Source organism: Streptomyces sp. NPDC002911, from assembly GCF_053591835.1.
This window is the reverse complement of sequence record NZ_JBSFUO010000053.1, coordinates 1-18,105: the sequence shown is the minus strand read 5'-3', so window position 1 is coordinate 18,105 and position 18,105 is coordinate 1. Positions and strand designations below refer to the sequence as shown.

The 18,105-nt window shown below is 68.3% G+C and carries 13 protein-coding genes and 5 pseudogenes; 10 read left to right on the top strand and 8 right to left on the bottom strand.

Annotated features, from left to right (window positions below):
• A pseudogene (locus tag ACWD04_RS32965) lies at nucleotides 1-110 on the bottom strand (IS982 family transposase); the annotation flags it as partial.
• A 591-nt stretch (nucleotides 111-701) separates the two neighbouring features.
• On the opposite strand from ACWD04_RS32965, the gene ACWD04_RS32960 reads away from it, so the two are divergent.
• Nucleotides 702-1,517 carry a hypothetical protein gene (locus ACWD04_RS32960; protein ID WP_451137414.1) on the top strand — a complete coding sequence of 272 codons (816 nt, stop codon included), beginning with the start codon at nucleotides 702-704 and terminating at the stop codon, nucleotides 1,515-1,517.
• Nucleotides 1,518-1,728: 211 nt separating this feature from the next.
• On the opposite strand, the gene ACWD04_RS32955 is transcribed toward ACWD04_RS32960, so the two are convergent.
• Nucleotides 1,729-2,574: a helix-turn-helix transcriptional regulator gene (locus ACWD04_RS32955; RefSeq protein ID WP_451137413.1), complete on the bottom strand. Its 846-nt coding sequence runs from the start codon at nucleotides 2,572-2,574 to the stop codon at nucleotides 1,729-1,731.
• Nucleotides 2,575-2,713: 139 nt separating this feature from the next.
• On the opposite strand from ACWD04_RS32955, the gene ACWD04_RS32950 reads away from it, so the two are divergent.
• From ACWD04_RS32950 to ACWD04_RS32940, 3 genes are all read left to right on the top strand, one after another.
• On the top strand, nucleotides 2,714-3,493 hold the full coding sequence (locus tag ACWD04_RS32950) for an NAD(P)H-dependent oxidoreductase (RefSeq protein WP_451137412.1): 780 nt from the start codon (nucleotides 2,714-2,716) through the stop codon (nucleotides 3,491-3,493).
• A gap of 546 nt (nucleotides 3,494-4,039) precedes the next feature.
• On the top strand, nucleotides 4,040-5,632 hold the full coding sequence (locus ACWD04_RS32945) for an ISL3 family transposase (RefSeq protein ID WP_451137411.1): 1,593 nt from the start codon (nucleotides 4,040-4,042) through the stop codon (nucleotides 5,630-5,632).
• 88 nt (nucleotides 5,633-5,720) lie between these two features.
• Nucleotides 5,721-6,236, top strand: a complete 516-nt coding sequence (locus ACWD04_RS32940; protein WP_451137410.1) for a hypothetical protein — start codon at nucleotides 5,721-5,723, stop codon at nucleotides 6,234-6,236.
• A gap of 1,618 nt (nucleotides 6,237-7,854) precedes the next feature.
• Here ACWD04_RS32940 and ACWD04_RS32935 read toward each other — a convergent pair.
• The gene (locus tag ACWD04_RS32935) at nucleotides 7,855-7,986 is read right to left on the bottom strand and encodes a hypothetical protein (protein WP_451137409.1); all 132 of its coding nucleotides are present in this window, start codon (nucleotides 7,984-7,986) and stop codon (nucleotides 7,855-7,857) included.
• Nucleotides 7,987-9,080: 1,094 nt separating this feature from the next.
• Nucleotides 9,081-9,291 (bottom strand): annotated as a pseudogene (locus ACWD04_RS32930) (ATP-binding protein); the annotation flags it as partial.
• 1,076 nt (nucleotides 9,292-10,367) lie between these two features.
• On the opposite strand from ACWD04_RS32930, the gene ACWD04_RS32925 reads away from it, so the two are divergent.
• The gene (locus tag ACWD04_RS32925) at nucleotides 10,368-10,697 is read left to right on the top strand and encodes a helix-turn-helix domain-containing protein (RefSeq protein WP_451137408.1); all 330 of its coding nucleotides are present in this window, start codon (nucleotides 10,368-10,370) and stop codon (nucleotides 10,695-10,697) included.
• Nucleotides 10,698-10,825: 128 nt separating this feature from the next.
• Here the strand turns inward: ACWD04_RS32925 and ACWD04_RS32920 are convergent.
• Nucleotides 10,826-11,751 (bottom strand): annotated as a pseudogene (locus ACWD04_RS32920) (IS701 family transposase); the annotation flags it as partial.
• A gap of 27 nt (nucleotides 11,752-11,778) precedes the next feature.
• Here ACWD04_RS32920 and ACWD04_RS32915 point away from each other — a divergent pair.
• Nucleotides 11,779-12,561 (top strand): annotated as a pseudogene (locus ACWD04_RS32915) (IS6 family transposase).
• On the opposite strand, the pseudogene ACWD04_RS32910 reads toward ACWD04_RS32915, so the two are convergent.
• Nucleotides 12,516-13,391, bottom strand: a pseudogene (locus tag ACWD04_RS32910) (IS5 family transposase). The pseudogenes ACWD04_RS32915 and ACWD04_RS32910 overlap by 46 nt on opposite strands.
• A 425-nt stretch (nucleotides 13,392-13,816) precedes the next feature.
• On the opposite strand from ACWD04_RS32910, the gene ACWD04_RS32905 reads away from it, so the two are divergent.
• Complete coding sequence (locus ACWD04_RS32905) at nucleotides 13,817-14,680, top strand: hypothetical protein (protein ID WP_451137407.1); 864 nt, start codon at nucleotides 13,817-13,819, stop codon at nucleotides 14,678-14,680.
• Nucleotides 14,681-14,794: 114 nt separating this feature from the next.
• Here ACWD04_RS32905 and ACWD04_RS32900 read toward each other — a convergent pair whose 3' ends face one another.
• Nucleotides 14,795-15,187, bottom strand: coding sequence for a hypothetical protein (locus ACWD04_RS32900; RefSeq protein ID WP_073775444.1), 393 nt, complete (start codon nucleotides 15,185-15,187; stop codon nucleotides 14,795-14,797).
• Nucleotides 15,188-15,760: 573 nt separating this feature from the next.
• Between ACWD04_RS32900 and ACWD04_RS32895 the strand changes: the two genes are divergently transcribed.
• Genes ACWD04_RS32895 through ACWD04_RS32885 form a run of 3 tightly spaced genes read left to right on the top strand, consistent with a single transcriptional unit; the run spans nucleotide 15,761 to nucleotide 16,982 of the window.
• The gene (locus ACWD04_RS32895; protein WP_451137406.1) at nucleotides 15,761-16,069 is read left to right on the top strand and encodes a transposase; all 309 of its coding nucleotides are present in this window, start codon (nucleotides 15,761-15,763) and stop codon (nucleotides 16,067-16,069) included.
• Complete coding sequence (locus ACWD04_RS32890) at nucleotides 16,066-16,674, top strand: IS3 family transposase (protein ID WP_451137405.1); 609 nt, start codon at nucleotides 16,066-16,068, stop codon at nucleotides 16,672-16,674. The genes ACWD04_RS32895 and ACWD04_RS32890 overlap by 4 nt, the downstream gene beginning before the upstream one ends.
• A gap of 35 nt (nucleotides 16,675-16,709) precedes the next feature.
• Nucleotides 16,710-16,982 carry an IS3 family transposase gene (locus ACWD04_RS32885; RefSeq protein WP_451137404.1) on the top strand — a complete coding sequence of 91 codons (273 nt, stop codon included), beginning with the start codon at nucleotides 16,710-16,712 and terminating at the stop codon, nucleotides 16,980-16,982.
• Nucleotides 16,983-17,319: 337 nt separating this feature from the next.
• On the opposite strand, the gene ACWD04_RS32880 is transcribed toward ACWD04_RS32885, so the two are convergent.
• The coding region (locus tag ACWD04_RS32880; RefSeq protein WP_451137403.1) for an NAD(P)-dependent malic enzyme at nucleotides 17,320-18,105 on the bottom strand (786 nt) is incomplete at its 5' end.

Genomic DNA, 18,105 nt, shown 5'->3' with positions numbered 1-18,105 from the left:
AGCTCGGAATCCGTCAGCTGCGGCGGTCGACCAAGCCATCGAGTACCTCCGATCTCGTCGTCGATCTTCACCTGCAGTGCGGTCAGCAGGGCGTCAAGGTTGTTCGTCACACAACGATCTCGGACGCCCTGCCTGCGTTCCCGGACACACCGTCAGCATTTGCAATAACTCGTCCAGTTCCAGCGTGGCTTCGCGGTTGTCAGGCCGACGTCGTTGATGTCGGCGCGCAGCAGCCGCACGGGCTCGAGGCGGCTGATCGCCCCGGCGTCCCGGAGAGGGCGGCGATACGTGTCTCGCGGTCAGGAAGGCGAGTTGCCGTCGGACGGGTCGGGCCGGTCGTCCTGGTCCTCGCCGTCGGACGCCGGAAGCTTATGGGGGGCAGGGGCTGTGTTAATGGTGGGAGGGGCGTCTTCGGCGGCGGGGAAGCGGTCGTCCACGGTGATGGTGACCGGGCCCGGTGAGGCTCTTCAGGCTGGTTTCGATCCGCTCGTAGAAGGTGGCGGCGAGCTCTCTGCCGTCGTCGCTCGCGGGTATGCGCCACGGAGTGGAGGCTGATCAGCGACTCGTCGATGTACAGACCTACGGCTCACCTCCGCTCGAGCGGAGAGGACTTGGGCGTCACCGCGGACCTGTCCCCGGCCGTGCAGGCCTCAGGCAGACCTCCCGGACATAGACCCGGTCACCTGTGTCAGAGTCCCCGCATGGAGACAAGTAACCCCAGACCGAACCCCTACGGAGACGCAGTCGCCCGCTCTCTGGCCCCGTCCCTCGCAGCGATCCGCGCACAGTCGAACTACCCCGGCAGGCATCTGGCCGCCGTCATCGCCCAGCAGAACCTGGTGCAGAGCGACCTCGGGAAACGCATCGCCGCCCAGGCCATGCGGAGCCAGATGCCTTCCACCGTCCACATCCAGTCCCTGCTACGGCAGTTGCAGGTGACCACCGGTACGTCGTTGGCTAGGGCTATCGCGGAGATGAACCGGCAGCAGCCGGCCTTTACCGCCCTCGCGAGGGTCATCGAGGCGCAAAGCGCGTCGGTGCGCCGTAGCGTCGCGCCTCTCGGGCTGCAGCAGGAATGGCTGGACCGAATCGCAACAAGTCTGTACGCCTCGACTCTGAGCGGGCGTCTCCGCAATCAGATGGCGGAGTTCCTCGATGAGGTATACGACACGCTCGACGAGCAGGACGAGGCGCCGGAGGCCCTGGCTGGCGACATTGGCGATCTGGACGAGCTTGCCGCGCAGGGCATGGCGTTCGTCGCGGCCGAGGGGCAGGGTTTGTCGTGGGAGGCGCAGCGTCGCTTGTTGGCCTGGTTCGTGGGCTTGGCGGTGTTCGGGGTGCTGATGCAGGCGATCGTGATGAGCGATGCGGTGAAGGATCTGTTTGAGGATGCTGCGGTGCCGGCGTCGATCGCGGCTATGGCGATGATGGCGACGCGTCAGGAGTGGGATCGCAAGAACCCGCGGCCTGATGGGCAGGACACCGACGAGGGTGAGGCTGGACGGGACCGCGAGTAGCGGCTGCGGGTGTACCTGGTGGTGTCCGCGTCCTCGAGCTGGTCGCCATCGACCGCAGACCTACTCTGGGCGCCCAGGGTGGCCAGGGTGGGCCCGGCCTCCCGCAGGTGCGTGGGCGACCCGCACCGCCTGTTCGGCGTTCAGCAGGGCACGCAGCACCCCGGGCACCGCTGCCTCCGGCTTCCCGCCACCCGCGGCGTGCAGGGCGTGCTTACTCGCGGATCTGGGCGTTCACGGGATGTGTATTGCCGTTGTCAGTGCCCAGGTTGGCGAGCAGGCGTAGTCCGTCCTCGGCGGGGCTGGCGGGGGCCGCGAACAGCACCAGTAGCTCGAGGCCTGATTCGTTCGGCAGCGCGAAGTTCTCATGGTGCAGTTCCAGCAGTCCGACCAGAGGGTGCCGGTACGCCTTGCGTCCATGGGTGCGGGCGCGCACGTCCGCGCGGGCCCAGAGGCGGCGGAAGCGTTCACTGCCCATCGCCAGCTCGCCGATGAGTGAGGCCAGGCGGGGATCCTCGGGGTATTTGCCAGCGGCCAGGCGCAGGTGCCCGACCCCGTCGAGGGTGCAGTTCTCCCAGTCCGCGTACAGGCCGCGCTCGGCTTCCTCAAGGAAGATGTGCCGGGCGGTGTTCAGGCCCGGCATCGGGCGGCCGTAGAGGAGTCCGGCGAGGCGGTTCCCGGCGAGTACGTCCATGCGGTGGTTCATGATCAGCGCGGGTGCGTCGCCTACCAGGTCCAGGACGCGCAGCAGCTCCGGCCGGACCCGCCCGCTCGGTGCCTTCGCGTGGTGGCGGCGCTGTCGGACGAGCCGGTAGAGGTGTCCGCGTTCGGTCTCGTCGAGGTCGAGGACGCGGGCGAGGGCGTCGAGGACCTGCTCGGAGGGCTGGGTCGCGCGGCCCTGCTCCAGGCGTACGTAGTAGTCGACGCTGACTCCGGACAGGTGCGCGACCTCTTCGCGGCGCAGCCCTTCGACCCGGCGACGGCTGTCGGTGGGGATGCCGGCGGCCGCCGGGTCGACCCGGGAACGCCGGGTCCGCAGGAAGCCCGCGAGATCGTCCATGTGCCCAGTATGGCTTCGGCGGGGGCCCGTGAGGGTGGTCCTGCCGTTACCAGGAAGTCCCGTCCGATGGATGAGGAACCCCTGAATGCCGGACGGCGGGGCGTCCAGGATCGGAGGCACCCGATCCGAAGGAGTTCCCATGAAGACGCTGATCGTCTACGCCCACCCGGAGCCGAAGTCCCTCAACGGCTCGCTGAAGGACCTCGCGGTGTCCACGCTGGAGAGCGCCGGGCACGAGGTACGGGTGAGCGATCTATACGCGATGAACTGGAAGGCGGTCGTGGACGCCACGGACTACGGCCCCGACGCTTCGAGCCCGCTGAAGGCCGCCCGGGACTCGGGCCGGGCCTTCGACGCCGGGACGCTCACCCCGGACGTCCGCGCCGAGCAGGAAAAGCTGCTGTGGGCCGACATCATCATCTTCCAGTTCCCGCTGTGGTGGTACACGATGCCCGCGATCCTCAAGGGCTGGGTGGACCGGGTGTTCACCTTCCACTTCGCGTACGGCGTCGGCGAGCACAGCGACACCAGGTACGGCGAGCGCTTCGGCGAAGGCACCCTCGCGGGCCGGAAGGCCGTGCTGTCGGTGACCGTCGGCGGCCTGGAGCCGCACTACGCCGCTCGCGGGATCAGCGGGCCCATCGACGATCTGCTGTTCCCGATCCAGCACGGCATCCTCTACTACCCGGGCATCGAGGTGCTGCCGCCGTTCGTGCTGTACGGCGCCGACCGGACGACTACCGAGGACTACCCGGACATCGCCAAGGCCTGGGAACAGCGCCTGCTCACCCTGGAGTCGACCGAGCCGATCGCGTTCCGGCGGCAGAACTTCGGCGACTACGAGATCCCCTCGCTACACCTGAAGGAGGGACTGGAACCGGCGGGCCGCACGGGTTTCGGGCTGCACGTGCGCGGCTGACCGACAGCGATGGAACAGGACGAGCTGAGGCGCGGACCCGAGAGCAGTCCGAGAGCCGTGGTGACAGTGGCGGCCAGCTACCTGCTCTCGACCATGGGCCACCCCCGCTCCGCAGCTGCATCGAAGCCGGCCTCAAGCCGCGCCTGACAGGCAGTCACGTCCGTCACTGCAATCGGCCTGCGCCGCCCTCCTTCGAGGCGGTGCACCCCGGCGCCTCCAGTTGGGAGACCGGCATGACGGCTCCCCTCCCGGACACAAGCACGCTTACGGGCCGTCGTCGCGTACAGACAGCGCGCTGCTCATTCTCGTGAACATCGAACAGTCGCCGATCGAGGTGCCTCCGGAAGCTGTGCATATCTGCTGTCTATTCTCGGTTCTGGCACAGATCTTGGGGAGCTGTCGCAGAGCGTTACCCCGGTGTTCGATTGCGAGAAGCGGGGCTGTGCGAGACGGCGCACGCCTTGCCGTCTGACAGCCGCAATTGACGCTCCCTCAGGTTCTTCCCGCTCCCTGCTGGGGCCGCGGTGGACGGTGATGGTGCTGGGCATGCAGACCGACACGCTGTTCTGGGACTTGCTGGTGTTCGCCGGGATCGACGATGTGGAGGTCGAGGCGGTTACGGCCGCTTTCGGCACGGTCGAGGTGGTGGCGAGAGGTCGCACGGCTGGGGCGGCGTGTCCGGGCTGCGGCCGCTTCTCGGGCCGGGTCCACGACCGTTACCAGCGTAGGCTGAGGGACCTTCCGCTCGCTGGGCAGGGCTTTGTGATCCGGCTCGTGGTCCGGCGTTTCATCTGTGGGTCGGTGGAGTGTCCGCGCCGGACGTTCGCCGAGCCGTTCTCCCGGCTGGCCGTCCCGTACGCACGGTTCACCACGCGGCTCAACCACGCCCTGGAGCGTGTGGGGCTGGCCTTGGCGGGGCGGGCCGGCGCTCGGCTGGCCGCCCAGCTGGGCTTCGGTGCGGGACGGATGACCCTGTTACGCAGGGTAATAGCACTGCCTGATCCGTGGTTCAGCACGCCGCGGGTGCTGGGTGTGGACGACTTCGCGATCCGTCGAGGCCAGAGCTACTCGACCGTCTTGACCAGTGTCGAAGATCACCGGGTGGTCGATGTGCTCCCGACTCGTGAGGCCGGGCCGCTGGCCGCCTGGCTGATCCGCCACCCCGGCGTGGAGATCATCTGCCGGGACCGGGCGGGCGCCTACGCCGAGGGTGCCCGGCGCGGTGCCCCCGATGCTCTGCAGGTCGCCGACCGCTTTCACTTGTGGCAGGGCCTGGGTCGGGCCGTGGAGACCTGCGTTGCCGCCCATCGCGACTGCCTGCGCACCCCGACGTCCAGCGGCCTCCTGCCGCAGGACACCCGACCGGCTTCCGGTCTGCCGCAGAACGACGCGGCGCCCGTCGGCCGGCGGGCCGAGCGCAAGAAGGCCGCACACGCCCTGGTCCACGAGATGCTCGCCCAGGGTCACTCACGCCGGGCAATCGCCCGGCACCTGGGCTGGGGTCTCAACACCGTCCTCCGGTACGCGAACGCCTCACGCTGGCAGGAGACCATCCGCGAGAACCGGCCCCGGCCCAGCAGACTGGACCCCTACAAGCCCTACCTCGAACGACGATTCGTGGAGGGATGCACCAGCGTCGCCCAACTCCACGGCGAACTGGTCGCCGAGCAAGCTCCCGTCACCTACGGCATGGTCCGAGCCCACATCGCCACCTTGCGCGGGGCCCCGGCCGCTGCACCGCCACGATCGCCGACGGTGCGGCAGGTGACCGGCTGGCTCACCCGACATCCCACGACCCTGACCGAGGAAGACCGGGCCGGTCTGAAGGACGTCCTGGCCCGCTGCCCCGAACTGGACACGGCAGCCGGACATGTCCGCGACTTCGGCGAGATACTCAGCGACCGCCTCGGTGCCACGCTCCCCACCTGGATCGACGGCGTCGACGCCAGCCAGCTGCCCGGGCTCACCGGCTTCGCACTGCACCTACTCCGAGACCTCGACGCCGTGACCGCCGGCCTCACCCTGGACTGGAGCTCGGGCAGCATCGAGGGCGCGGTCAACCGCATCAAGAAGATCAAGCGGCAGCTCTACGGCCGAGCCGGATTCGATCTACTTCGCAAGATGATCCTGCTCCAGTGACCTGCTCAGTCGAGGGCCCCTGCTGCGGGGGCAGCAGTCCGTCGGTACCCACGACGAGTGAGATGGCGGGTTCTGGCAGGCTGACCAAATGAGCGGGAATGTAGAGGCGTTCGGCGACCGGTTTCGAGATCGACGCGAACGCAAGTACGGATATGACTTCCTTGATGAGGTTCTGGTGCACTGTCCTCGGTGTGATGGGTGCGCCACTGTCACGCCCCACCCCGAGATCCCGGCAGATGAGAAGGCTGCCGGCTACGGGAGCCTGGATCTCCATCGGCGGCTGCGGTGCACGGGGTGCGGCTTCTTCAAGGATCGGAAGGTCGACTCTGCTGTCGTGGGCAGCCCTGTCGATCCTTACTTCCAGCAACCGGTGTGGTTGCAGACGAGCTGCTGTGGACACGTCCTGTGGGCCTATAACGTGCGTCATCTCGATCTGCTGGAGGCCTACGTGGGGGCCAAGCTTCGTGAGCGCGGAGAGCTTGTGCCTTGGGCCCCGACGAGTCTGGTCGAACGGCTTCCCACCTGGTTGAAAGTCGCGAAGAACCGGACCGAGGTTTTACGGACGATCAAGCGCTTGCGTTCCACACTGCCTGCTGGTGGGTGATCGAACGGGCGGTGGCCAGGCTCAGGCACGGCCGACGGGCGTCCATCCGGCCAGTATGCAGGGGCCAGTCTCACCCGTTCGAGGGCGAGTCAGCGCACGTGAAGCAGTCTGGACACCCTCCGTGACCGCTCCCCAAGATCTGTGCCAGAACCCTATTCTCGTGGACAAAGCCAGCCCGGCTTCCGAGGCTGCCGACCACTGCTCCCCGCGCATGCGGGGATGGTCCCCAGCTCCGTGAACTCGGCGTCGGCGAGGCGATCTGCTCCCCGCGCGTGCGGGGATGGTCTCCCGCTTGCGACGAGTGTCCCGTGGTGAGTTTCCGGTCCGGGAACTCACCACGGCAGGTCAGCGGCGGGTTCGGCTGCTCACCATGATGTTTCCGCGGTGGCGTCACCGTCGGCGTCACGGTGGCGCCGGGCCGGTCTCGTCAGGTGTGTTCGGGGCGGGTGTTCCGTCACTGGTACCGGGCACCAGCCACCCGCCCCGGATCCTGGCACCCTGCCACACCTCGGCGCGGGGCAGTCCGGGGCGCTGTACGGGCCGGGGAGCCCGTGCCGGCCCGACGGCAGGGTGGCGGCCTGGCCGACGTGCTCGGGCTGGGCGGGTGGTTCTGCAGCAGGCGCACTTTCCGGTCCACTTTCCGGCGCGCATGTTTTGGCCCGGTCCTTGCATAAGTGCAGGTCAGGTGCTGGTTTTGGTGTGGTGGGTGCTCAGACTTCCCCTTGTCCCCTGGTCTGCCCTGGCTGTGGTTGGTGGGTGTGGTGGCTGGTGGTGGGGTGGTCGCGGGGGAGCGGGGGCGGCGCTGCGCTGGCCCTTTCCCTCGGCCCGACGCGAGGCGCCGGGCCGGCAACGGGACGGCGTGACGGCGGGGTGCTGTTGGTCCTGCTCCGGGGTCGGCGGCTGCGCCCTGAGTCACTTAGGGCGACTTAAAAGTTACGCAGAGTCGTGACATGATCGGTTGGGCCGGCAGGGTGCCGGATCAGTGAGGAGCCAGCCATGCCCGACGCCACGCCCGAAACGAACTCCCACGGCCCTGCTCGCGTGCAGATGACGCCGGAGCACGCCGCAAGTCTCGGGCTGACCCCGCCGTCGGAGAGCACAGCACCTGCGTACACCCCGGCGGGCCAGGTCAAGCCCGAGGACATCGGCACACTATCGATCGAGTACCGCGACGGTCGGCCCGTCATCGTCGTCAGCGGCGGGAAGAGCGTTCCGGCGGCGCTGACGGTCGTAGACGAGGCCGGTAACCGGATTGCGGCGTACGAAGCCCGCAACAGCAGCAGGGTACATCGGGGATTTCGTCCTGCACTGCCACATTCTCGACCACGAAGATTTCATCTAGAACGATCGCGGCGGCCGGTGGGCCACCAACATTCCGGCCGGAACGGTCACGGGTGACGCACCGGAAGGCACCGGAAAGCGCCCTGCTGTGTGGTGGGTTGGGTGTCTGTGGTGGGGGCGGCCGTGGGGAAGTGGCGGCGCTGCGCTGGCTTGTAAGGGATCGCGGTGGCCGGTGGGCCACCGCGATGGGGTGGGGCGCCCCGGAGCCTCCTGGGGCGTCTCAGTGCCTCCATGGGGGCTGTGCTGCCTTGCGGGGAGTCTGGTCAGGTTGTCGCCTTCACCGCGTCACCTTTGCCTTCTGGGTGACGTTCCCGTTGGTGTTCTCTTTGCTCTCCAGCGCTTTCCGCATCGTGTCCAGGACGTCGTCGTCTCCGTAGGTCAGTTGGTTCAGCGCCTTGTGGCCGAACAAGCCGACTGCCTCTGTGTCTACGTCGGCGGTGGCGGTGCCGGCGGTGCCGAGAATTGCTGTGAGGCTGAGGGCTGCCGCGCGGCGGTGCGGATGCGCATGGGTGTCTCCCGGTGTGGGTGGGGGTTCTGCGGACAGTGGTGATCAGATCGCACCGGGGGTCTGGTCCGGTGTTGATGCGCCGGGTCCGTGTATGGCGCCACTCTTCCGGCTGCCGTGTTCGGCCCCTGCAGCCCTGAGGCCGGCCGTGTTCGGCCTCAGGGCTCGATGCCGGACGGCGAGCGGCCACCCGTCCCCCACGCCTCGGAAGCGGTACGGCCGCCCGGCACGGGGCGGTGACTCAATGCGCGGCACGGACGAATTGGGCCCCGACCGCATCCTCGTCGTCGGTGTTCCCCTGGTGACGTACGCGGCTTTCGTCCTGCTGACGGCGTTCATCGCAGGTCTGGAAGCAGATCCGGGCCCCGGCATCTGGAAGATGCTCCCTGCCGGCGGGATCACTCTGCTCTGGCCGGCCCTGGGTGTGGGAGCCCTCCGACTGGGACTGCCCAGAAACGACCCTCGTTCGAAGAGACTGCCGGCCTGGACGTTCTGGGGACAGCTCATAACGCTCTCCACCTGGTACGCGTTTCCCTCCGTCACCGACCCCGTGCTCAGCGCCCTGGGCCTGACGCGAGCGGACAGTGGCTCGCCGACATCGTCGGACTGCTGTAGCCAGGCATCCGCCCCCACTCCGTGGCAGGGGTCGAGCCGACCGACGGCACTCACTGCCGACGTCCGCAGGCCCACAGATCGAGGTCGGCAAGCTGCGCCAGGCGCTCGCGTTGCCCTCGGCGAGCCGCCCGTGCCGACCCTGCTGCCGGGCGGCGGGCCACCGGCCCGCGTCCATCTGTGTCATTGGCCCGGGCGTTCTTTGAGTGAACCCTCTCGGGGCCTGTGGTCAAGGGGTGTGCGGCCGGCTCGCGCCTCGTGCCTCGTGCTGCCGTCACCCTGCGAGTTGTCCGGTGTGTGGGCTGCTGGGCGTGCGGCGCCGGCAACAGGAATGCGGAAGGGTGCGGGGTGTGGGTGCCCGATGGAGTCTGGCCCGGCGGGGGTGGTTACCGGGCGAGGAGGGCGCTGACAGTTTCGCCGCCGGCTTTCTGGGGGGTGACGGTGGTGGCGCGGGCGAGGCGGTTGACCATGGGCCAGCCGAATCCTCCGGTGCCGCCGTACAGGTCGGGGGTGCGCGCGGGGTGTTTTCGGGCTGTTGTCGTGGACGGCTACGTCGATGCTGTCCGGGTGCGCGGTCAGGTCCAGGGTGCAGGTGCCGTGGGGCGGATGCGGTCGACCCCGATGCTCATTGTGCCCATCGGGGTCACCCCTTGGTCTCTGGGTCGTCACAGCATGGGTTCTGCCGGTTCAGTCTGCGTCTGTCCCGGTCCGCGGTCTTCATGCCTCAGTGTCCGAACCTGGTTACCTCGCTTTCGCACACACCAAAATCTATTCTGGCCGGACTAGACATCAGGTGGTGGCGTGGTTATGGTTTCTCTCGTAGCCAGAAGGACAGCAAGGCCGGGCAGAGACGAACTGCCAGGAGCAGTACCCAGCAGTGAAATGAGCGGTACCTCGGTGAAGGCGTCGGCTGCGGGCGTGCGCATCGGGAGGTTCGGCAGTGGGGTTCCAAGCCAGAGCAGACGCGGGACGGGCGACGGGGCTGGCTGCCGAAAGAGTGGCGCTGTCACAGGCCACAGAGCAGTACGCGTTATCAGTTCGCAGTACGGTGCGGTGGTGGAGTTCCGAAGCCAGGTGGTTGCAGGACGGCGACGGGGCTGACGACCGGACCGGGTGGCCCGCAGTGATCAGGGGCCGCCACGAGCAGGACCGCAGTAGCAGTACCCAGCAGTGAATTGAGTGAGCGGTACCTCGGTGAAGGCGTCGGCTGCGGGCGTGCGCATCGGGAGGTTCGGCAGTGGGGTTCCAAGCCAGAGCAGACGCGGGACGGGCGACGGGGCTGGCTGCCGAAGGGTGGCGCTGTCACAGGCCACAGAGTGGTTGGCATTACCAGCGGTTCGCAGGACAGCAGTACCAGTAGTAGGCAAGTGATCCCAGAGGGAGAACGGAGGGACCAGGCGCCATCAGGATCGCCCGGGCCGTTGTGTGAGCCCGGGTACCGCAGGGCATCGATAGTGAGGTGGTCTCCGGTCAAGCAACCGCGATCCCCGCACACGTTCTCATCCCCCGTGAGCTCGTGCGGAACACGAAGGCCGGCGCAGGACCAGGGCCGGCAGATGGTGTAGCAGTTCCTTCGGGGCCCGGGCGCCAACAGGCACCCGGGCCCCTCCACACGTTCCACGACGGTGAGGTGCCCACCCGGGCCCCTGGGCATGTCCACACGGTGAGGTGCAATGACAGCAGATGACTCGTTCGGCCGTCTCGAAGACGACGATTACCCCGCCTACACCATGGGCCGGGCCGCCGCGATGCTCAACACCACCCAGGGCTTCCTGCGCGCCATCGGAGAAGCCCGCCTCATCACCCCGCTCCGCAGCCCCGGCGGCCACCGCCGCTACTCCCGCTACCAGCTGCGCATCGCCGCCCGCGCCCGCGAACTCGTCGACCAGGGCACACCGATCGATGCCGCCTGCCGCATCGTCATCCTCGAGGACCAGCTCGAGGAAGCCCAGCGCATCAACGCCGAACACCACCGCACCGCCGGCTCGGTCGGCGCGGTCTGAGAGGGCTGCGACACTAGTAGGGCTTGGTCAGGTCGGTACGAGTGTGGGTATGTCGCGGTGGCAGGTGGGGCATGCGCCGGCCCAGGTGGCGAGGAGTAATTGCAGCTCGCGGACGATCTGGTAGAGGCTCAGGCCGGTGCCGTGTCTTTTGGGGCGTGGGCCAGCCTCCGCAGAGTGCAGAAGGCGTGAGCGAGGGAGGTGAGGGTGACGTGGTGGTGCCAGCCGTTGAAGGTACGGTCCTCGAAGTGGGCGAGTCCCAGGGCCTGTTTCATCTCTCGGTAGTCATGCTCGATTCTCCAGCGGAGCTTGGCCAGGCGGACCAGGGTGGTCAGCGGGGTGTCGGCGGGCAGGTCGGAGAGCCAGAACTGAACCGGCTCGGCCTCTTTGGCGGGCTATTCGGCCAGCAGCCAGCACTCCGCCAGTTCAGTGCCTTCGGTGGCATCACGGATCTCGCGTCCTGCTGGGCGGATCCGCAGGGCGACAAACCGCGAGTACATGCGCTTCAAGCCGGTGCGGCCCTTGCCGGGGCGTGAGCCCTCGCGCCATGAGACCGGCTTGACCGAACCGCGACCTGCCTCGATGGCCAGTGCTTTCACGCTGCGGGCCGGGCCCGGATACCTGGGAACAGGCCGTCGTCCAGTGCCGCTGTAGGGCGGGGTGACCGAACTGGCGGCGGCCGGGTGGGCGGTGGGCGTGGTGGAGATGCCGACCACGTAGTGCGGACCGCGCTGGTTCAGGCCCAAGCGGAACGCGGTCGCGTCGCCGTAGCCGGCATCCGCCAGCACCAGCGGGATATCGACGCCCCAGGACCGGGTCTCGTCGATCATGTCCAGCGCGAGTTGCCACTTCTCCACGTGGCCCAGGTCGGCGGGAATGCCGCACCGCTCGCGGCGGGCCACCTTGAGCTGGTCGACCTGCGGCGAGACCGGGTCCCAGGACTTGGGCAGGAACAACCGCCAGTTCACCGGCGTCGAGGCATGATCGCGGGCCAGGTGCACCGGGCCCCGACCTGGCAGTTGGTGACCTTGCCCGCGGTGCCGGTGTACTGCCGGGCATTGTCACGTTGGCTGGCCGGCGTGGGATGATCTTGTGGCTGGTCGTGCTGGGGAGGGGTTCGCTCGTGTCGTCCGCGCCGCCGTCGTACAAGGGGCACCGGTACCCGGCCGAGGTCATCTCCCACAGCGTGTGGCTGTACTTCCGCTTCCCGCTCAGCTTCCGTGATGTCGAGGAGCTGATGCTCGAGCGCGGTGTTGTCGTCTCCCACGAGACGGTCCGGCGCTGGTGTGTGAAGTTCGGGCAGGGCTACGCCCATGGCCTGCGCCGGAGGCGGCCCCGGCCCGGGACAAGTGGCACCTGGACGAGGTCTTCCTCAAGATCAACGGGAAGCAGAAGTACCTGTGGCGGGCCGTGGGCTCCGACGGCACCGTCCTGGACATCCTGGTCCAGAACCGGCGGGACACCGCTGCGGCCAGGCGGTTCTTCCGTTGGCTGCTGAAAAAGACCCGTACGGTGGCACGGGTGGTCGTCACCGACAAGCTCCGCTCCTACGGTGCGGCCCACCGCGAGGTCATGCCCTCCGGAACACCGTTCCTACAAGGGCCTGAACAACCGGGCCGAGAACAGCCACCAGCCCACCCGGCAGCGCGAACGTGCGATGAGAGGCTTCCGCTCCGTCGGAGGAGCCCAGCGGTTCCTGTCCGGGTTCAGCGGCATCTCGCCCCACTTCAGGCCACGCCGCCACCTGATGACCGCCACGGACTACCGAGCCGAGATGACCGTCCGCTTCGTGATCTGGGGCACGCATGTCGAATACTTCGATTACAGCCACTCGTTGATGGCCGCGACGAGGACGGTCGCTTCGTAGCGGGTTGCGAGCTTGTCGTATCGAGTGGCGACAGCGCGGTGTCTCTTGAGTCGGTTGATCCCGCACTCGACTGCGTGACGCTCGCGGTAGTCGACCGAGTCGAAGTGCGGTGGTCGGCCACCGCGGAAGCCGAGCTTCCGGCGGTTGCGGGCCTGGTGGGCCTTGTCGGGGATGGTGCAGCGGATTCCGGCGGCGGCGCAGATAAGCACGGTTCCTGCGGGAGGCATACGCCTTGTCCGCGCGGACCCGATGGGGCCGGACGCGTGGCCGGCCAGGCCCGATGCGGGGCACGCGGACCCTCCCCGGTACGGATTCGAACTGCGGAGAGCCGCCGCGCTGCCCGGCCGTGATCACGATCGACATTGGCTTTTGGCCCTGCTCGACGGCCAGGTGCAGCTTGGTGGTGAACCCGCCGCGTGAACGTCCGAGCCCGTGATCTCCAGGCTCGGTGAACACACCGCCCGGCGGCTCCTTCTGCAGGTCACCCTGCTTGCGGGCCCCGGCCGCATGCTGATGGGCTCGGCAGACCGTGGAGTCGACACTCAGGTCCCACGTGATCGCACCCTGCGCGTCGGCCAGGGACTGGAGCCGGGTGAGGATCTGGTGCCAGGTGCCGTTCCGCTGCCACCGGCGGAACAAGTCGTAGACCCGGCCCCACGGCCCGTACTCCACGGCACGTCCCGCCACGGCACCCCGGCCCGGCCCCGGAACCGTATGCTGTCGATCAGCCGCCGCCGAGGCCAGACAGGTGGCCGACCCGCCTTCGTGCCCTTCGGCAGCAGCGGCTCCAGCACCGCCCACTGCTCGTCCGTGCGATTTCCCCGACCCATGAACCGCGATCATTCACAGTCCAAGATCCACTTTCGACACACGGCCTAGCAGCCCGACGTCGCCTTCTGGGCGACACCCCGGTGGCGCCAGGAGCCGCTGTTCATCGCAGCTCGGGACATGTCGCGCGTCACCGTGCCCGACGTCACGGCGATCGATTCCGCCTTCACCGCCTACGTCGCCACACAGGCCGATGCCAGCGCCGAGACCCAAGGCTGGTCACCAGCCTTGCGCGAGCGCGTGCAGAACAGCCCGTACCTACTGACCGCCGTCCACGGTCCGCACGAGACAGTCAAGGCCAGCAGCGTTGCCACGCTACCGCGTCAGCAAAACCGACGTGCCGTCATCCGGGTCACCGAAGTCCTTGCCCACCTCGCTCTCCTCGACGACGACCGCATCGACCCCCCTCGACGCGTGGATCCACTGCTTGGCCAGCGTGCACCTGGAGATCCGAGAAGAAGCCCTCGTGTGGATCCGCATCGTCCGTCACGGCGGACCTCGCCGCCGTTCCCGCTCGACTACCACGGTCCGAAACCAGGCCAACTCCGCGATCCCGTTCCTTCTTGCCTGCTCGCAGCGCTACCGCACCCTTCGCCAGGTCAGCCGTGCCGACGTCACCGAGTGGCTAGCCCAGTGCGCGGCACCGCACACCGAAGCCGTCGCGCTGCGCGACATGTTCAAGACCCTCAAGAGCGAAAGGCTGTTGTTCGCCAACCCCGCACGAGGCGTGAGCCTGGGATCCCGGCCCAGCTCGGTGCCCATGCCGCTGAGCCCCGAAACGATCCAGCGTCTGACCGCAGCCGCCGAGACCAACCCCGCCCTGAAGCTGCTGATCGCCCTCGTCGGCATCCATGCGCTCTCATCGCACCAGGCCCGAGCGCTGCCCCTGACCGCCATCGCCTTCACCCGCGGCCGGCTCACGCTCGGCGACATCGATCACCCCCTCGACGCCTTCACCCAACAGGCCGCCGTCGACTACATCCACCTCCGGCACCAGCGCTGGCCACATTCCCGCAACCCTCACGTGTTCATCAGCTCGCAGACCGCGCACACCCGGGCCCCGGTCACAACCGGCTGGATGCAGCCTCTGCTGCGCGGCCTCCCGGTCACCGCCCAGCAACTTCGCGAGGTCCGAATCCTCGAAGAGGCCGCCGTCACCGGCGCTGACCCGCAGCACCTATGCGGGGTGTTCAACATCACTCCGGAGACCGGACTCCGCTACACCCGCTGCTTCCACCCCGACCCCACGGACAGCGACGACGTATCCGGCTGCAACATGGAGACATCGTGACCGACCACCACGCTCACCTGCTCGCCGCCATCGCCGAGCTCGGCGGTGAGCTGGAGCTCCCAGCTACCCGTAACGGGCGCTTCAGGGTAGCGGTCATCCCAGAAGGCTGCGCGGTCAGCGACGCCGGCCGCCGCCGATGCGGCGGTCGTCGGCCAGTGCGGTAAGCGGGCCGAACTCGCGGGCAAGCTGGTTCCACGTCAGAACCTCGCCACAGCGGGCCGGGAACTCCTTCGGGTTGAACTCGGGCATGGTCCAGGTGCCAGTGCCCCGGTCCCGCAGCCACAGGTCCCCGTCACCGTCGACCACAGTCGGCGGGACCGGTACGGGCTCGGCCTGATCGGTGGGCTCCCAGGTGACCCGGCCCGGGTGGGAGACGCGGCGCAGCTCGGTGGTGGCCAGCCGCGCGGCCAAGTCACGGGTGGACTCTTCGGCGTCCTTGACCGACGCGAGTCGGAAAGCGTCGTCAAGTACGGGCAGGGCTGGATTCTTGCTGCGCTTTGAACTCATACGCTGACTACCTCCGGTGGGGGGCGTCACATCCGTTATGGCACCCCGTAGAGGAACACGGTATCCGAGGCGGGAGCCGGGCTGGCTACGACCACTGTCCAGGTGGAGGCGCTGGCACACCGGGTGGGCCAGGTGGTGAGCTGGTCCTGGACGTGGCGCAACCCGTGGTGGCAGCGCTCAGATATGGCGGTCCGGGTCTGAGAAGGTGAGGCCGCCGGGGGCGAGCGACGTCTGGCCGGGGCGGGTGCGGGCTCGGTCTCGCCGGGCGGCTGGCGGAAGTCGGCGCCCTGCTCGACCGGCATCAGCCGGCGCCCACCCGCCTGGGCGGGTACGGGAGCGTCGAAGCGGGCTCGGAGAGGGCGGGCAGCGAGAGCGGTCGACGGTCGGTCATGATCCCTAGTCGCCCAGGTCCGGCCCTGCGGGTAGGGCCAGGCCGCTATCAGCGGTGATAGTGCTCTGGCCCTGGCCAGCAGGGCCAGGCTGGTTGTTGCAGCTCACCAGAACTGAGATTCCCCCGGGATGCGGAAGGTGGTGACAGCGGGTCAGATGGGACTCATGAAAGGGACTCTGACTATGGCTGCGCCGAGGAAGTACTCGCTGGAGTTGCGTGAGCGTGCGGTGCGGATGTACCGGACTGCGGAACCGAAGCCTCAGATCAAGAAGCTGGCCCTCGATCTCGGGGTGCATCCCGAGGCATTGCGCGGCTGGATCCGTCAGGCGGAGGCCGATGCCGGCGAGCGTGATGACCGGCCGACCACCGCCGAGCGTGAAGAGCTCGCGGCCCTGCGCAAGGAGAACGCCCAGCTCAAGCGGGCGAACGAGATCCTGCGGACGGCCTCGGCTTTTTTCGCCGGGCAGCTCGACCCGACCCGGCCCAGGTGACAGAGCTCTTCACCGAGCACCCGCACCTTAAGGTCGAGCCCACCCTCCGGGAACTGCACATCGCACCCTCCACCTACTACCGCTGGCGCCGCGCTGAGACTGAGCCGTGCGAGCGGCACCGCAAGGACGCCGAGCTGACCGGGCGGATCAAGGAGATCCACACCGACTCGGGCGGGATCTACGGCTCGCCGCGCGTGCACGCCGTTCTCAAACGCGAGGACGTCCACGTCGGGCGCAAACGCGTCGAGCGCTTGATGCGCGAGGCCGGCCTGGCGGGCGTCAGCCCCCGCCGCAGCGGCTTCACGCGCCGGGATCCCAAGGCCACTCCGGCCCCGGACCTGGTCATGCGGAACTTCACGGCACCCGCACCGAACCGGCTGTGGGTCACCGACCTCACCATGATCGCCACCAGTGAGGGGCCCCTGTGGCTCTCCGCGATCCGCGACGCTTTCTCCCGCCGGGTGGTGGCCTGGGAGACCTCCGCCCGCGCGGACGCCGACCTGGTCCTGTCCTCGCTGGAATACGCGCTGGCCAGCGGGGAAGTGCAGCCCGGCCAGCTGGTCCACCATGCCGGCCACGGCTGTCAATACACGTCCGTGAACTAACAACAAGACTGGTGAGAGCGGGAGTTGAGGCATCCATGGGAGCCGTCGGGGGCAGCTATGACAACGCTCTCGCCGAGAATCTGTGGATGCTGATCAAGACCGAGTGTGTCCGCGGCCGCGTCTTCGCCACCCGGGCCGAGGCGAACCTCGCGCTCTTCGAGTACATCGACGGCTTTTACGACAGCCGGCGCATCCAGAAACGGCTCGGCTACCTCAGCCCCATCGAGTTCGAGGAGCAGCACTACGCCGACCGGGCGACGACCGAACAAGCGAACCTGAACACCCATCAACTCGCCCTGACCAGCTGATCAACACCTCCCGAACAACGGGGGAACCTCAGAACAGAGCGGTTAAGCCACTGCTACCGCCGGTGAACCGGCCCGGACCGCCGAGGCCGGGCGGCACACTGCGCGGGTGACCACGACCCCGCTTGAACCGGGTTCAGAAACCTCCACGCTCAGACCCCGACGCCAGTGCGTGCGCCCAAACCCTCCCGACCTGGCCCCGGCCGCCCACTCGGTTCAAGAAACAGCCGTTCGGCAACCCGTCACGACGTGGGACGGGTCCTTGCAACCGGCGAGGCGTACACCAGACCCGCCCATCACAAGAAGGGCACCAGGGCCTTGACCCCGAATGCTGCTGATGTCAGGCGGGGGGCGCGTCGGTGGGTGTGGCTCCGACAGCCTTGGCCGCGTCCCGGACGGCGCCGGCGACGGCACCCGCGACCTTGTCGTTGAACACGCTGGGGATGATGTAGTTCGGGTTGAGCTCGTCCCCGCTCACCACGTCCGCCAGGGCCTGGGCCGCGGCCAGCATCATGCAGGTATCCACCGTGCGGGACTGGGCGTCCAGCAGACCGCGGAAGACACCCGGGAAGACCAGCACGTTGTTGATCTGGTTCGGGAAGTCGGAGCGTCCGGTGGCGACAACGGCCGCCGTCTGGCGGGCGACGGCGGGGTCGACCTCGGGGTCGGGGTTGGCGAGCGCGAACACGATGGCGCCCTCCGCCATGGCGGCTACGTCGGTGCCGTCCAGGACGTCGGGGGCGGAGACGCCGATGAAGACGTCGGAACCGGCGACGGCCTTTTTCAGGGTGCCGGTGAGGCTCTCGGGGTTGGTGTTGTCGGCGATCCAGCGCAGCGCGGATTCGGGCCCGGCGTCGACCAGGTCGTCGCGGCCGGCGTGCACCACGCCGTGGATGTCGGCGACAACGGCGTTCTTCACGCCAGCGGCGATGAGCAGCTTCAGGATGGCCGTGCCGGCGGCGCCGGCGCCGGACATGACTACCCGCACGCTCTCCATGCCCTTGCCGACCACGCGCAGCGCGTTGGTCAGTGCGGCCAGGACGACGATCGCGGTGCCGTGCTGGTCGTCGTGGAAGACGGGGATGTCCAGGGCCTCACGCAGCCGGGCCTCGATCTCGAAGCAGCG

Bases quoted from the DNA above. Each gene is read 5' to 3' on its own strand.
- ACWD04_RS32945 (WP_451137411.1), top strand. From the start codon at position 4,040: ATGCAGACCGACACGCTGTTCTGGGACTTGCTGGTGTTCGCCGGGATC.
- ACWD04_RS32950 (WP_451137412.1), top strand. From the start codon at position 2,714: ATGAAGACGCTGATCGTCTACGCCCACCCGGAGCCGAAGTCCCTCAAC.
- ACWD04_RS32960 (WP_451137414.1), top strand. From the start codon at position 702: ATGGAGACAAGTAACCCCAGACCGAACCCCTACGGAGACGCAGTCGCC.
- ACWD04_RS32925 (WP_451137408.1), top strand. From the start codon at position 10,368: ATGACAGCAGATGACTCGTTCGGCCGTCTCGAAGACGACGATTACCCC.
- ACWD04_RS32955 (WP_451137413.1), bottom strand. From the start codon at position 2,574: ATGGACGATCTCGCGGGCTTCCTGCGGACCCGGCGTTCCCGGGTCGAC.
- ACWD04_RS32885 (WP_451137404.1), top strand. From the start codon at position 16,710: ATGGGAGCCGTCGGGGGCAGCTATGACAACGCTCTCGCCGAGAATCTG.
- ACWD04_RS32895 (WP_451137406.1), top strand. From the start codon at position 15,761: ATGGCTGCGCCGAGGAAGTACTCGCTGGAGTTGCGTGAGCGTGCGGTG.
- ACWD04_RS32900 (WP_073775444.1), bottom strand. From the start codon at position 15,187: ATGAGTTCAAAGCGCAGCAAGAATCCAGCCCTGCCCGTACTTGACGAC.
- ACWD04_RS32940 (WP_451137410.1), top strand. From the start codon at position 5,721: ATGAGCGGGAATGTAGAGGCGTTCGGCGACCGGTTTCGAGATCGACGC.